At 36.2% G+C, this 14,754-nt stretch carries 15 protein-coding genes; 5 read left to right on the top strand and 10 right to left on the bottom strand.

Translation table 11 applies throughout. From position 1 onward, the window contains the following. Positions 1-41 precede the first annotated feature (41 nt). From O1A01_RS10890 to O1A01_RS10855, 8 genes are all read right to left on the bottom strand, one after another. Positions 42-1,961 (bottom strand): PTS mannitol transporter subunit IICBA, encoded by a 1,920-nt coding sequence (locus tag O1A01_RS10890; RefSeq protein WP_066411347.1) that lies wholly within the window; start codon positions 1,959-1,961, stop codon positions 42-44. Between the two features lie 233 nt (positions 1,962-2,194). Then, positions 2,195-2,701 carry a DNA topology modulation protein gene (locus tag O1A01_RS10885; RefSeq protein ID WP_270066252.1) on the bottom strand — a complete coding sequence of 169 codons (507 nt, stop codon included), beginning with the start codon at positions 2,699-2,701 and terminating at the stop codon, positions 2,195-2,197. A gap of 16 nt (positions 2,702-2,717) precedes the next feature. Further along, a complete protein-coding gene (locus O1A01_RS10880; RefSeq protein ID WP_066411357.1) occupies positions 2,718-2,912 on the bottom strand; it encodes a hypothetical protein in 195 nt (64 codons plus the stop codon). Positions 2,913-2,994: 82 nt separating this feature from the next. Next, positions 2,995-3,759, bottom strand: coding sequence for a class I SAM-dependent methyltransferase (locus O1A01_RS10875; protein WP_270066251.1), 765 nt, complete (start codon positions 3,757-3,759; stop codon positions 2,995-2,997). A gap of 104 nt (positions 3,760-3,863) precedes the next feature. Beyond that, entirely contained in the window at positions 3,864-5,873 is a 2,010-nt protein-coding gene (locus tag O1A01_RS10870; RefSeq protein WP_270066250.1) for a hypothetical protein, read from the bottom strand. Continuing rightward, the gene (locus O1A01_RS10865; protein ID WP_270066249.1) at positions 5,839-6,390 is read right to left on the bottom strand and encodes an RNA polymerase sigma factor; all 552 of its coding nucleotides are present in this window, start codon (positions 6,388-6,390) and stop codon (positions 5,839-5,841) included. The genes O1A01_RS10870 and O1A01_RS10865 overlap by 35 nt, the downstream gene beginning before the upstream one ends. A 122-nt stretch (positions 6,391-6,512) precedes the next feature. Next, positions 6,513-6,971: a hypothetical protein gene (locus O1A01_RS10860; protein ID WP_235858040.1), complete on the bottom strand. Its 459-nt coding sequence runs from the start codon at positions 6,969-6,971 to the stop codon at positions 6,513-6,515. 26 nt (positions 6,972-6,997) lie between these two features. Continuing rightward, positions 6,998-7,456, bottom strand: coding sequence for an NUDIX domain-containing protein (locus tag O1A01_RS10855; protein ID WP_066411369.1), 459 nt, complete (start codon positions 7,454-7,456; stop codon positions 6,998-7,000). 141 nt (positions 7,457-7,597) lie between these two features. Between O1A01_RS10855 and O1A01_RS10850 the strand changes: the two genes are divergently transcribed. The 4 genes from O1A01_RS10850 to O1A01_RS10835 all read left to right on the top strand — a co-directional run bounded on the left by O1A01_RS10850 (position 7,598) and on the right by O1A01_RS10835 (position 11,106). Continuing rightward, positions 7,598-8,128, top strand: a complete 531-nt coding sequence (locus tag O1A01_RS10850) for a GNAT family N-acetyltransferase (protein ID WP_066411372.1) — start codon at positions 7,598-7,600, stop codon at positions 8,126-8,128. 108 nt (positions 8,129-8,236) lie between these two features. After that, positions 8,237-8,962, top strand: a complete 726-nt coding sequence (locus O1A01_RS10845; protein WP_066411669.1) for a DUF421 domain-containing protein — start codon at positions 8,237-8,239, stop codon at positions 8,960-8,962. Positions 8,963-9,126: 164 nt separating this feature from the next. After that, positions 9,127-10,062 carry a DUF3994 domain-containing protein gene (locus O1A01_RS10840; protein ID WP_270066248.1) on the top strand — a complete coding sequence of 312 codons (936 nt, stop codon included), beginning with the start codon at positions 9,127-9,129 and terminating at the stop codon, positions 10,060-10,062. A gap of 195 nt (positions 10,063-10,257) precedes the next feature. After that, positions 10,258-11,106, top strand: coding sequence for an FtsZ/tubulin family protein (locus tag O1A01_RS10835; RefSeq protein WP_066411375.1), 849 nt, complete (start codon positions 10,258-10,260; stop codon positions 11,104-11,106). Between the two features lie 70 nt (positions 11,107-11,176). Here the strand turns inward: O1A01_RS10835 and O1A01_RS10830 are convergent, their stop codons facing one another. Further along, a complete protein-coding gene (locus O1A01_RS10830) occupies positions 11,177-11,731 on the bottom strand; it encodes a nitroreductase family protein (RefSeq protein WP_066411384.1) in 555 nt (184 codons plus the stop codon). Positions 11,732-12,232: 501 nt separating this feature from the next. Between O1A01_RS10830 and O1A01_RS10825 the strand changes: the two genes are divergently transcribed. Next, positions 12,233-12,970: a serine/threonine protein kinase gene (locus O1A01_RS10825; protein WP_270066247.1), complete on the top strand. Its 738-nt coding sequence runs from the start codon at positions 12,233-12,235 to the stop codon at positions 12,968-12,970. 60 nt (positions 12,971-13,030) lie between these two features. On the opposite strand, the gene O1A01_RS10820 is transcribed toward O1A01_RS10825, so the two are convergent. Then, positions 13,031-14,677: a catalase gene (locus O1A01_RS10820; protein ID WP_270066246.1), complete on the bottom strand. Its 1,647-nt coding sequence runs from the start codon at positions 14,675-14,677 to the stop codon at positions 13,031-13,033. Positions 14,678-14,754 lie beyond the last annotated feature (77 nt).

The raw sequence follows: 14,754 nt of genomic DNA, 5'->3' as shown, positions 1-14,754 counted from the left end.
AAAGTACAAGAGAAAGGCAGGAATTCCCGCCTTTCTAACTATTACTTACTATTAATAATTTCTTTCAGTTCTTTTACCGTTTTTGCTTGTACCATTTTATCAACATTTTCCTGTTCCGAACAAATGATAGCAATACCAGAAAGGATGTCTAAATGAGTTCCGTCTTTACCAGCAATACCGAAGATTAGTTTTGCCTGTTCACCGTTAAAGTCTACCCCGTTCGGTACTTGAATCACCGTAAAGCCTGATTTAATAACCGCTTTTTTCGCTTCTTCTGTACCGTGTGGAATAGCTACATTATTCCCCATGTAAGTAGATGTCATATTTTCACGGTCAATCATGGCATCTACATAACTATCTTCAACGTATCCTGCTTTTACTAGCACTTCTCCAGCAAAACGGATTGCTTCTTCTTTATTCGCAAATTCTTTTCCGATAAAGATGTTTTCTTCTAATAACATATCGTCATCGTTATCCATGTTAGGCTCTACGCCTACTGCATCTTCTTGTGATTCCTCGATAAGCTCAGCCTGTTCTCCTGTAATATCATTTTGTAACCTTGCAATTAAATGATCGTACTCAGGACTAGATAAGAAGTTATCTACTGAAATGTGAAAAGCAGTTGGTATTTTATTTTGGGCACGAGGTGTTAATTCTTCTTGGGTGATAACGACTTCCGTGTCAGCTGGGATGTTACTGATTGCAGTATTAGTAACGTTTATATTTAAGCCAGCTTCTTTCACCTTTTTACGAAGAAGAGAAGCACCCATTGCACTTGATCCCATACCTGCGTCACATGCAAAAACGATTTTGTTTACTTCTGTTGGGAAAGTTCCGTTGTTAGCCGCTACTGCTGTTTCATTTGAATCAGAACCTTTTTTCCCTTTCATTTCCTTCATCTTTTTCGTTGCTTCATTTATATCTTCTTCCGTTTGCTTACCTGTTTTAAGAATGATGGCAGATATTATAAACGAAACAGTTGTTGCGACAGCAATTGCTGCTATGTTCGCTACATACGCCATTCCTTCTGGCGGAGTTACAGCCATAATTGCTAAAATACTACCTGGAGATGCCGGAGCAACAAGTCCTCCACCTAAAAGTACTAGTGTAAAGACGCCACTCATACCACCTAAAATAACAGAAACGAGAAGCATCGGCTTCATTAAAACGTACGGAAAATAAATTTCGTGAATTCCACCGAAGAAGTGGATGATTCCAGCTCCCGCTGCGGATTGTTTCGCCATTCCTCTTCCAAATATCATAAATGCTAATAACACACCAAAACCTGGTCCTGGGTTTGCCTCTAGTAGGAATAGAATGGAACGTCCAGCACTTTGAACTTGTTCTAATCCTATAGGCGTCATAACTCCGTGATTAATAGCATTATTTAAAAACAGAATTTTTGCTGGTTCAATGAGGATACTCGTTAAAGGAAGTAATCCCGCTGCAATTAACCAGTCAACACCTGCTACTAAAACTTTTGTGAACGCTTGCACAGCAGGGCCTATACCTAAAAATGCAAGAACAGCAAGTATTCCACCAAGAATACCAGCAGAGAAGTTGTTAACGAGCATTTCAAAGCCTGATCTAACTTTCCCTTCGATTGTTTGGTCAAACTTTTTCATAACGTATGCACCAAGTGGTCCCATAATCATTGCGCCTAGGAACATCGGTGTATCAGGAGCTCCGACGATAACCCCCATCGTTGCAATAGCACCTACTACACCACCACGTTGGTCGTGTACTAATTTACCACCTGTATAACCAATTAATAGAGGTAACAAGTAAGTAACCATTGGTCCTACTAAACTTCCGAGCTTTTCATTCGGGAAGAAGCCAGTAGGAATGAATAATGCCGTAATTAATCCCCATGCAATAAAAGCACCGATATTAGGCATTACCATAGAACTTAAAAAGTTACCGAACTTCTGAACTGCAACTTTAATATTTGATTGAGCCATTGTATACTTCCTTTCATTCATTAAAAAATAAATAATACTCATTTATAATGATAGAATAGCTGTAGACTGTTATTCAACGTAAAGGAAAACTAACTTTGTCGCGAGCTCGATGACAAACGTAACGTTTCTCATTAATAATTGTTATACTTTACTAAAATGTAAATTATATGCTGAGATATAGCCCTATCAAAGATAAAAAGCCGTTGAATTATCAACAGCTTTTTATCACTACCTTATTTTAATGTTTGTAAAAACTTCCTTGTTTCCCTCGGTGTCTTTAAAACGATGACATTTTTCTCTTTTGATAATTGCTTAAGCTTATTTATCACTTCGGGTCTTTTCGTTTTTGGATAGTTCCAAATCCATTTTATAAATGAAAAATCTATCCTTTCTTCGCAGCCTTCTCCCATATCTGGTCTTGTTTTTTTACGGTATTTTACCATTCTTTTAAAAGCACGGTAAACACAAATCGTTCGATGATAATCGAGCAGAATTATTGTATCGGCCGCTTGAAGTCTTATATCCATCGTCGCACCGTAGTTGCCGTCAATAATCCATTGTTCATTTTTTACTAATTCATTTTGAACCTGGATTTGTTCCTCTCTCGGAACACCAACCCAATTCGGTTTCCACAACAATGCATCTAGATGAAAAACCTTTATTCCTAATTTTTCACCTAGATGTTTTGCCAATGTAGATTTTCCCGCTCCTCCAGAGCCAATGAGAATAATCTTTTTCATTGTACCTCCCCTGAACCTATTTAAAGGTTAAGATAATTATTGCTAAAGCAAAGTTTATTATAGCCCACCTCTTAGTTTGCTTAATAACTCGTTCATCTTCTTTACGTAAATCTTCAAAAAATGTAAGAGTATAGTAAAAACTTATAACAGCAAATACGACAATGAACATATTAGCCAAGTCTGTATTATCAATAAAACCAATAGTAAACAATTGACACCATCTCCTCTAACATTCTTTCGTTACACAAAGGTTTCAAGAAACAAAAAAACTTTTAAGCTTTTTCAGTCGAGGATTATCTAATTTTTTTACACACATAAATCATTTCATGACTATCTTTCGTTAAGGGAGTTTCTTTCCAATCACCATATACGTTTATTATTTCAAAACCATGCAAACGTAATGTTCTTTCCATTTCTTTCGGGTATACGTATCTTAAACTAATGTTTGTTCTCTTTTCGTCAATAATCTGTCCTTCTTTGTTTTTGTACTTTCGAATCGTCGTATAGTGTTGAATTTGCTGAAGCGAATCATAGTGGCTGATCGTATACACATCGACTAACGCTTCATTGTCCGTGTAGGAACGCCAATATTCTTCTGAGGTTGGTTGTAGCAACTCTTCCGCACTTGGGAAACGAGTACCAAAAATGAAAATGCCGTTCATTTCTAAATGGTTATTTACGGAAGACAATAACCCATCCTGATCCTCATTGGTAAGGAAATGTTGAAATGAATTCCCAACTGTATATAGGAGATTACTCTTCAAACCTAAGTTTAGATTAGAACAGTCCTGTTCCATCCAATTTATATCAACATTAAGATTGGTAGTTTTGTTGCGAGCTTCTGCTAACATTCCACTATGTATGTCTACTCCTATCACTTTGTGGCCCGCTTTTGCGATAGGAATAGTGACTCTTCCTGTTCCACAAGCGATATCAATGATTGTCCCTTTCTGCTTTTCTGCCCATTTTAATAGTAAGGGTAACTCCGGCAAATATGCTTCATTTTCCTTATCGTACAAAATCGGGTCGTTATATTCTTCAGAGTTGTTTAACGTCATCTTTTTTCTCCTTTAAAAATCATTCAATACTATCCTCCTATAATTCTACAAAAAATGCGTTTTTCCTTTTATAGGAGAAACGCATTTTCATTCTCTTTCTAAAGCTATGGATTAAACACATCTCTAACAATAGCTATTAAATACCATTCACCTTCTACTTCTTCATACACGAAACGTAATGCTTGCCAATGGTGAAACTTATCATCATCCCCCTCTGGAGCAGGAGCAAAATAATCTACATATATTGCCTCAGGATAATGTTCATGAATTGTATTTATAATTCCACCACTTACATATGCTGCTTCATTGTAAGTAATGACAGAATAATCCAATACCTCTTTTGAATAATATCCTTTTAGCAGATATGAGTTCACATAATCATTTGGGGTATATTCAAAGGATTTTTCATCGAAACCATCGCCCCAAATATAAGATCTAGTATCCTCTCCTAAATTAGCAACCTCTGATTTCGTAAACTTTACTTCATAACTATCGTAGCTTCCTAAGTTCGCATAGAACGAAAAGATTAATCCTTTCTCTTCGTGAACGTGAGTTGCTATCCCTTCCCAGTTAAGATTTTCCATATCCTTGAATACATCAGCAGTCTTTTCCGTTAGGTGACCTTGTAAAGAATCTCGTAACGCATCTGTTCTTTTCCAAGGCTCTTCCGTACTTTCTAACCAGTAACACCAAGCACTAAAGCTACCATCAAACTGAAAGTATATTTGTTTTATGTTTGAAAATTTCTCGAATGTTACAGACTTCAACACTTCGAATAAATGTTGAGCTTGCGCACTTGCCGGACTCGGTGCTAGGAAATCTTTAAAGTCTATCACGACCGTGCCATTTTCATCGATAGCTACCCCATTTAGTGATTGCTTATTACCATACTCTATTAATCCATTTTGAAATAGAATATTCAATTCCTCTTCTAATTCAGGAAAAGGTTCGCCGAACGTTTCTATTTCAAAACCTATATTTACTTGTTCTAACTGCTCCTCAACAAAGCTTTCATAATTCTTCCCTAACGTTACTTCGTAAAGAGCAACATGTTCTTTTTCAGGAATAAGGAGAAAGATGCTACTGCCATCTGTTTTAATATACTTTTGGACTAATTCTGGTTTTTCCATAAAACTTTCTTCAGGTATGCGGATACCTCCAACAATTTCTCCCTCTCTATTAAGGGCATACAAATGGGTTTCTGAAATAGATTCCATTATTGGTGGATTTACGGTTTGAGAATATAAGACATGTTCTTCTGTTAAATCGATAACGGCCCGATTTCCGATTCCAAAGCTTGAGAATAAGCTTATCCCCTTTTCATCATCTCTTAATTGTAAAGTTTGTTCCTTACGATTTACTTGTTCAAAATGAAATGGGACCTCTTCACTAGCTATTAAATCCAACGTTGTTAGACTAACAAACTGTTCCTGCCTTTGACTTACAGCAATTTCATTGTTTTCTAATTCTATGATGGAATCCGGAAAAAACAAATCAGTTTTCGATAAATCAAATGTTTCTTTCAATTCGCCGTCGGAATTGTATTGATAAACGAGTTTTTCAATGGAATCGAGGATATAAATGTCTCCGTTTTCAGTTACTAAAATATCTTTTAGACTACCTGTAATCGATTCATTATGTTGAATAGGAAATGATGTCGTTTCCCCATCACTATTATTTATCACGACTTGTGATCTTGCTTCATCTAAAATATATACTGTACCTCTGTTTACGTCGAAACTACTAACCGTAACTGGCAATGTTTCATTCATTCCTTCATAATACAGACCTATTTGATTGTCCTCGCTTCCATAAGCAAACGTATCTACTAATGTAAGCTTCGAATTTTCCGAGATTGAATAAACGTTTTCCACCTGGTCGGCACTTTCTCCCCATAAATTAGAAGATAAAATAAATATCGTGAAAATGAGAAGAACAGATGCAGTTGCAAATACCGGGACAAGAGGTAACCTTAATTTTTTCTTCGATTGCTCTCGTTTTAATTTGTTTTGTAACTCGTGCACGAACTCACGATTCGGTTCGTTATCTGGTCTATTTTTTATTGGATGAAGTAATTGTTTAGCTCCTTGAAATGGATTTTCGTTCTTGTTCATTTGGACTCCCTCCTTCCAATATGTGTAATTCCTTTTTTAACACTTTCACAGCACGGTGAAAATCGACTCGCACTTTTAATTCTGTGCAACCTAACACGTCCGCAGTCTCTTTTATCGTTAATTCTTGTATTCCACGTAGTATTAATAAACTACGATAATGAGGCTTTATTTTCAAAAGCACCATTTGAATCTCTTCCCATTTCTCCTTTAAAAGTAATCCATCATCCAATGAATCATTATTTTCTTGTCTAGAAATCTTCTCTATTACGTTAGGTAATAACGACCTTAATTTCTTTTTACGCAAATGGTCAATTGCGGTATACTTCGTAATGGAAAGTAGCCAATATTTCGCCCGGCTAGCATCCTTTAATGAATGTATATTTTTCATCGCTTTTATAAACGTTTCTTGCGTAATATCCTCCGCATCCTGCTTGTTGCTGGAGAAATAAAGTGCAAACTGATAAATATCTCTATGATATTGCACATACAACTTTTCAATGTCCAACTCACTACTCACTTCCATCCCCCCCTTTACTAATAAGTCGAGTGACCTTTTCATTTGTTTCAATTGTTTGTTGAAATTATTTTTAAACCGTGAAAAAAGCGTTAATCGTAGGAACTGATTAACGCTTAAATTACCTATAACTTTTTTGTAAAAGATAAAACATGCTCTTTCACTTGTTCTTTTTCTTCATCGGTCAAATTATTAAATAGAAAATCTGTTGAACTATCTTCCGGTATTAAAATAGTAGAAGGAGTTTTAAGTTCTTCTTTTTTATTCATTTCACTATCTATATCAATGACAGTGGAGCTTTTAAAATTTGAGTGAAACACTTCAGTTTTTATGTAGTTTCCTTCTGTATCGTAATAATCTTCGATTGCTTTAATATCGGTTTTAATATGGTTTTTTCTTTCTTCGGTAGTAGTGATAGCGTTCACCTTTTTATAGCCTGTAGTTTCGTAAATGCCTTCCTCGTTTTCTTCGGAAGTTTCTACAACAAAAACTTCAATCGTTTCTACTATTTCCCCTTTACCACATGCGGCCATTATCAAAAGAAGTAAGATTAGTAGGCAAACTTTATACATTTTACTGTTCAATTTTATTCCTCCTTGCTTGAACACTATTAGTTAATATCCCCTAAATAAATTGGTGATTTTTCATTAATTAAAAGATTCAACATGTATCGTGTTAATTCCTTTGGGTAAATTCTATAATTTTGTAAATCGTTAACAGCAACCCATTCTATCCCCACTTGATGACTATCGGGATTACTTGGCAATGTACAACCTTCCTGTTTAATAGTACAAACGAAGTAAAATTCTACTTGGTGGAAATCTGAATCAACTGAAGAATACTCATGATTTTTACCAATATATTCACGAATATGTACTAGATTCCCTACATCCACTTGTTCCCCTATTTCTTCCATGCACTCTCTCGTTACTGTTTCATGAAGTGTTTCACCATGCTCCTGACCCCCACCAGGAAACAGATAAAAATAGCCATCATCATCTACGTTTTTCGTTAATAAAACTTTGTTATCTGACATAATTATCGCTTTAGCTGAATTTCTAATGTGCATAAAAAGAACTCCCCTCGTAAATTTCATATATTTGAACATAAATATTGATTTTGCTCTCATGTTTGCAAGCACTACCCATTCCAACTTATCCAATTAATGGTATCATAGTGTAATAGATTCGTCTTTAAAAAGGAGGAAAAGATTTTGTTTAATTCGAAGAGAGTTAGTTTAAGAAAAATGAGTATAGATGATATTGAGTTATACCACTCTTGGCGAAATAACATGGAAGTCATGATTTCTACAAACCCATCGTTAGATGTGTACTCATTAGAGGAAACGAAGAGTTTTGTAGAAAATGTAATTTTAGGATCTTCTTCATCGAAAAGCTATATTATTCACCATAAAAGAAGCGAAAAAGCGATTGGTATCACCTCTCTCATCAACATCGACCTAAAGAACAGAAATGCGGAATGTATTATTGATATTGGGGATAAAGAGTATTGGGGGCATGGATATGGAAAGGAAGCGTTAAAGCTATTACTGGACTATGCCTTCCTTGAACTGAATTTACACCGTGTTTCGTTACGCGTGTTTTCCTTTAACGAAAAAGCAATTAGCTTATACCAAAAAATTGGCTTCCAACAAGAAGGTGTTAGCCGACAAGCTCTATTTAGAAATGGACAATGGCATGACATAGTTCATATGGGGTTGTTGCAAAGTGAATATAATTAAATAATTAAATAGATAATGCCCTTTGAAAAGTATCGTTCCCCTTCCATATGGCAAAAATGGGTTATTAATGAACTCAAGCTACATATCTATCGTGGAAGGGAGCACTTTATTTTGGAATTTTTACAGGAGCAACTATTAATTTTCGGACGTATTATTACCATTCTACCTCTTCTATTACTCATGACGTTGTTTATGGGAAAGCGAGCGATTGGAGAGCTTCCGATATTTGACTTCCTAATTATTGTTATATTAGGTGCTATCGTTGGTGCAGATATTGCCGATCCTAGCATTCACCATCTCCCGACTGCGATCGCTATTGTTACGGTTGCAATTTTCCAGCGTCTCATCGCACGGTGGAAAATTGCAAATCGAAAAGTAGGGAGATTGCTAACCTTTGAGCCAACTATCGTCATTCAAGATGGGAAGTTTATCGACAAACATATGAAAAAAGAGCGCTATTCAATGGATAACATATTGCAAATGCTTCGAGAAAAAGATGTTTTTGACATTAACGAAGTGGAAACGGCGATTATTGAGCCAAACGGGGCATTAAGCGTTCTTAAAAAGCCTGAAAAAAACACAGTTACTCGTGAAGATATGAACATCCAAAAGCCTACTTCTACGCTAGCACTTCCTGTTATTATGGAAGGAACTGTATATAGAGACGTTTTAGCTGAATTCCAATTAGACGAAGCTTGGTTAAGACAGCAGTTGGCCAATCATGGAGTACACGAGCTTCATAAAGTCTTTTTTGCTTCCATTAATAAGCAGAAAGAAGTACATTTTTCATTAAAAGATGAAAACAGCGTAGCCATTCCGATGTTACGACATTAAAGAAATAACTGATGGTTGTAAGTCTGTTCCGCCTGAACAGACTTTTTCACTATGCCTTTTTCCCTACTCCAAAAACCAAAATAATCCATTTTACTCACGAATAAATGATTTTCTTCCTCTATAATAGAATGGATATTTATTACAATAGTTTCAGGAGGTATTACATGGCAGTCAGTAAAAAGATACTTTCTTTGCTCACTTTAACCATTGTTAGTTTTTCTTTAATAGCATGTCAGCAATTAGATGCTGCTAAAGATGGAGTCAATAACGACGAAGTGGGAGAAAAGGTAGTGATAAAAATGGATCCAATGTCTGAATCAGAATACGAGGTTGCTGTAGATTCGAAAGCAACTGATTTTTATACTGCACTTACAGAGATGCTTCAATCTTTAAGTGAAAAACAGACAGTAGATCAACAAGACGTCGAACGTTTCTATAAAGATTATGAAAACTTACAAAACATAGCGAACGAAATTATTGCATTCGTTCCCCCTGCTTCTTATGAAAAGGCAGATGAGGCATACAAGAAAAGTATGGACGAGTTCCAACTGTTTTTAGATGGATTTAAAAGAATACTAGATAAAAAAGACTTTTCCACTTTTTCTCTAATTCACGAACACGCAGCACTTGGTGAAAAATGGCTCAATCGTGCCAGCGCATTATTGGCTATAACGTACGATAGACCTGTAGGTAATGATGGAACGATTACAACTGCTGATTTAAAGAGTTTAGATCAACATGAAGGCATTGATCGTGACAGCGTTTTGCTTAACGTATCCGAAGACGGAAAAGAGCTTATTGGTAAATGGGGCTATTATAATGAAGATGGTTCATTTAATATTTCTGTCGTTTTAGAAGCAGATGGAAGTTACGCTGGTTATGGGAAAGATGAATATCCGGAAACAGACATGACAGGAACGTGGAAGTATGAGTTTCTTGACAGTATTCTTATTTTCGAACATGATAATAACGAATTTCGCACGATAACGATGGAGCTTTTATCGTTTAAAGATGCTACGTTTAAGCTACGAGATGTAGATACTTGGAACTCTTACCATTATGTAAAAGAAGGTACACCGAACAAAGAAGAAGACAATTAATCGTGAAGCGTTATGTAAAGGAAGGTTTTTATTCTTTTATATATCGCTTTTTTATTGTTCGCGAATTGAAATATAAGTATATTTTAGAACATTTCAACCTTTCTACAAAAATAGTTGTTTTTTATAACAGCATATGACATTATTTTCTCCGTGATTTTTATATAATGGAAAAAAATCGATATAGGAGAAGGTATTATGCAAACTATTGAAAGAATTTGTCAGCGTGACTCTTTTTCATTGGACAAGCCTGTTGAAACGATCCTCGAATCCGATCATTTATCCTTTGTACGATTTATTGGCGGTAACGCGAGTGAGACAGAAGAATTAGTGAACCATCTACATTCTTTAAAAGAGAAAGACAAATTACTCATTGGTGTATTCCGCTTTCCGTTTGCGTTTGAAGGAAAAAAACGAACTCATACAGCTGCGTGCCAATATTTTAGAATGAAAGAACTTTGTGATGCAGTTATGTATTTTCATAGTGATTCTTTAATGAACATGATCGACAGTAGTACACCTATTCGTGATGCATTAATGATTTTTAATTCTATCGAAGACTACACAATCGACTCTCTTTTGCAACTGATTGACAAAACAGGTGATATGAATATTGACTTACACGATATTAAATCATTTGTTAACCAATACGAAGGACCATTATTTATACATACGGTTGAAGGTGATTCGTTAGATCAACCATTGAAATATTTAATCACGACACCATATTTACCAGAAGATTTTTTCGATGGAAAACAACTCATTATAAATATTGGCTATACAAGAGATGTGGATATGGAGACGTTTCGCCAACTCAACCTACGCCTGCATGACCTTTTTTCCAAAGCTGACATCTTTAAAATTGGCTCCTACTATATCGATGAACCTGACCGACGATTCAAATTAACGTTAATAGTGAATGGCATGAATGATCCTATTGAAGCTCCTGATAATTATAAAAAAATCCCCAAGTACAACAACCTCCTTAGAAAGTGGCACCGTATGACGGAATTGGGAAGAAAAAAGTTTAATCTATTAAAATCATAAACAAAACAAGGGCTAACTAAATATAGTTGGCCCTGTTTTTATGTTTCTGTCTTTTCTGTTCCTCTTATATTTAATTTATCCACTTCGTCACGTCTTCAAATGACTTTCTCTTTCCATCAGGCATGTAACGTTTTGGATAACCAATATAAAGAAAGCCTAGGACTTCTCCATCTTCCGACAAACCGAAAAATTGTTTCATTAAAGGATCATAAGTCGGTTTCCCTGTTCTCCAAATACTTGCTAATCCTAAGCTATGCGCCGCTAACAACATATTTTGGATTGCTGCATATACAGCACCGATTTCTTCTAAATGGAGAGCTTCCGGGTGATCACTTGGTTCTACAGCTACTGTAATAATTAGTGGTGCTCGTAATGGTTTTGCTCTTGTTTTCTCTAGCTTTATTTCATCCTCTTCACCATTATTTTTTGCTATTTGCTCTAATACCTCACCAAGTTTCTTTCTTCCTTCTCCTTCTAGAACAAAAAAACGCCACGGTTCTGTTCGATAATGACATGGAGCCCAAGTTCCAGCTTCTAATATTTGTTCTATTATCTCTCTATCTATTTTTTCATCCTTTACAAGACCAAAGCTTCTTCGTGTTCTAATTGCCTTCAATACGTCCACTCTATCTCCTCCTTTTTTCTTCAGCACACTTCATGTAGTTTATAGTATGTATATACCGCAATAATCGTTAAATAAACGGTTCTCTTCCATGGTTTTTACAACTTATCCAATTCATTTTTCTTGAAAAAACCTTTGCCACTTGATACTATAATTATACAATTAAACACTCCAAAGGGGAGTAGCTTTTACAAATGAAGTCGTCATTACAGGAGTTGTGCTCCTCGGCTTATTTGGCAACCAATGTTGTTAGCAAGACCTTTGCCTCCATGGTAAAGGTCTTTTTCTATGCACTTTACCATCTGGTAGAGTGTTTTTTTTATTCTATTAGAAAAGAGGAACGAACATGTTAAAAAAAATATTAAAAAAAGTACTTAAAAGTAAATCAGGCTACAAGCGTTATTCAAGTAGTGGCGACCATAAGAAAGGCTATCATTACGGCCATAAATACTATAAAAAGAAGCGCAAATCTTTCTTCAAATCATACAGTAGTAGTTGAGTGTAATGCTAAATAGAAAATTAAAAAACGGTACACTACTACATGAACGTTACATTTTAAAAGAATTCATCGGTCAAGGTAGTTACGGCTTAACTTATTTAGCCCTTGATCAAAAGAGAGAAAATATAGTCGTAGTAAAGCAGAATAGAGTTAGATGGAAAAAGAATAGTAGGAATATGTTTGTTAAAGAAGCAGAAATTCTGGCATCTCTTCAACACTCTTCCATACCTAAATTTATCGATATTTTTACCGAGAAGAAAAGGTCCTATCTTGTGATGGAATATATAAAAGGAAAAAATTTCGAAGACCTCGTATTAAGTGATGACCAAAAGTATAATGAGCAAGAAAGTTTATCCTTACTTTTACAAGTATTAAACATCGTAAAATACATTCACTCTAAACGAATCGTCCATCAAGACTTACGGCTTCCGAATATTATTAAGGACGGAAATCGTCTGTACATCATTGATTTTGGACTTGCAGTTCATAACAAGGAAAGTGCTGTCACAAAAGATTTTGAATCGTTAGGTCACTTTCTCTTATTTTTACTATACTCTACGTTTGAGCCTGCTTCTAAAAAGGAGCGGTGTTGGGAGCAAGAATTAGAAATACGTGATGATACAAAACGACTAATTCGAAAGCTATTCAGATCCGAGGATTCCTATAAAAATGTAGATGAAATTATGTTAGAAGTGAAAAAATTGTTAATTACATTTAATGATACGGATAAAAGAGCTAATTAATAATAAAAAGAGGCTACCAGATGTTCTCACCCTATCTGGATAGCCTTTTTTATAAATTTATTAATATGGATCTGCTTCGTGACTTTTCTTTACAGCATCTTTTGTAGCTTCGTTTGCATCTAATGTGCCTTGACCAAATTTCGTATGCCCTGCTTCACGACCAGGAACAAGTTCTTCTTTATGCATCGCTTCTAATTCTTTCATTTTCTTCGCAATACCTTCTTGAACGCGACGCCCATACTCCTCATCTGCTTTTGTGAAATGCTCAATCATCGCATCTTGAATTTTTTTGTCACAAACCGCTAAAGCATCTGATAAGTTTTTAATAAGCTCGTCTCGCTCCCAATCCTCTAAACTACGGTACGTATGACCTGCTTGCCCATAGTTATTAGGACGATCAATTGGTGCCGTCATCGCCGCAGCATTATACGTTGGTCGGTGTGGAGCACGACCCGTTGTATCTGCTTCCTTAAGGCCACCAAGCATCGATGGTTCATAGTTAATATGTGGATTTTCACCAAATTCTTCTGGACTACGTTGATCCATTTGCCCACGTTGTTGATTCGTATGTACCTCTGTTTTAGGCGCGTTCACAGGTAATTGTAAGTAGTTCGCACCAACGCGATATCGCTGCGTATCGGAATAGGAAAAAGTACGACCTTGCAGCATTTTATCATCCGAAAAATCCATTCCATCTACAAGAACACCTGTACCAAAAGCTGCTTGTTCGATTTCTGCATGAAAATCTTTTGGATTACGATCTAATACCATCCGTCCTACTGGTAACCACGGAAACTTATCCTCTGGCCAAAGTTTCGTATCATCAAGTGGGTCAAAATCGAGTTCAGGATGGTAATCATCCTCCATGATTTGTACAAACAATTCCCATTCCGGATACTCACCGCGCTCAATTGCTTCAAACAAGTCTTGTGTTGCATGACCAACGTTTTTCGCTTGAATCGCCTCTGCCTCTTCTTGCGTTAAATTGCGAATACCTTGCTTCGGTTCCCAATGATATTTAACTAGGACTGCCTCGCCCTCCGCATTGACCCATTTATAAGTGTTAACCCCAGACCCTTGCATATGACGGTATGTAGCAGGAATTCCCCACGGTGAGAAAAGGAACGTAATCATATGTGTAGCTTCAGGTGTCTTGGAAACGAAATCAAACATCCGTTGCGGGTTTGGCACGTTCGAAACAGGGTCAGCTTTAAACGCGTGAATCATATCAGGGAACTTCATCGCATCGCGGATAAAGAAGATTTTAAGATTGTTCCCGACTAAATCCCAGTTGCCATCCTCCGTGTACATTTTCACAGCAAAGCCACGTGGATCTCTTGCCGTTTCAGGTGAATCTTTCGCACCAGCTACTGTTGAAAAGCGAACCATTAATGGTGTTTTCTTTCCCGCTCCTGAAAATACTTTAGCACGAGTATACTTTTCAACTGGTTCATCGCCAACTTTTCCGTACGTTTCAAAATAGCCAAACGCTCCAGTTCCCCGCGCGTGCACCACTCGCTCTGGCACTTCTTCACGATCGAAATGGGATATTTTTTCAATAAAATGATAATTCTCGAGTGTTGCTGGACCACGGTCTCCAATAGTTCGTATGTTCTGATTATCAAACACTGGGTGCCCTTGGCGTGTTGTTAACGTTTCACGATTTTGATCATCGTTTGAGACATTGTTCTCTTTATTCTCAGCCAAAATAATAACCTCCTTAAAAATATCCTTGTTATCTTACCCAATTTTTACACTACTATCCAAAATAAGGATATTCTTTA

The sequence above is a fragment of the Sutcliffiella sp. NC1 genome, from assembly GCF_027594365.1.
Taxonomy (GTDB): domain Bacteria; phylum Bacillota; class Bacilli; order Bacillales; family Bacillaceae_I; genus Sutcliffiella; species Sutcliffiella cohnii.
Note: the sequence above shows the minus strand (reverse complement) of the source record. Positions and strands in the feature narration are given on the sequence as shown.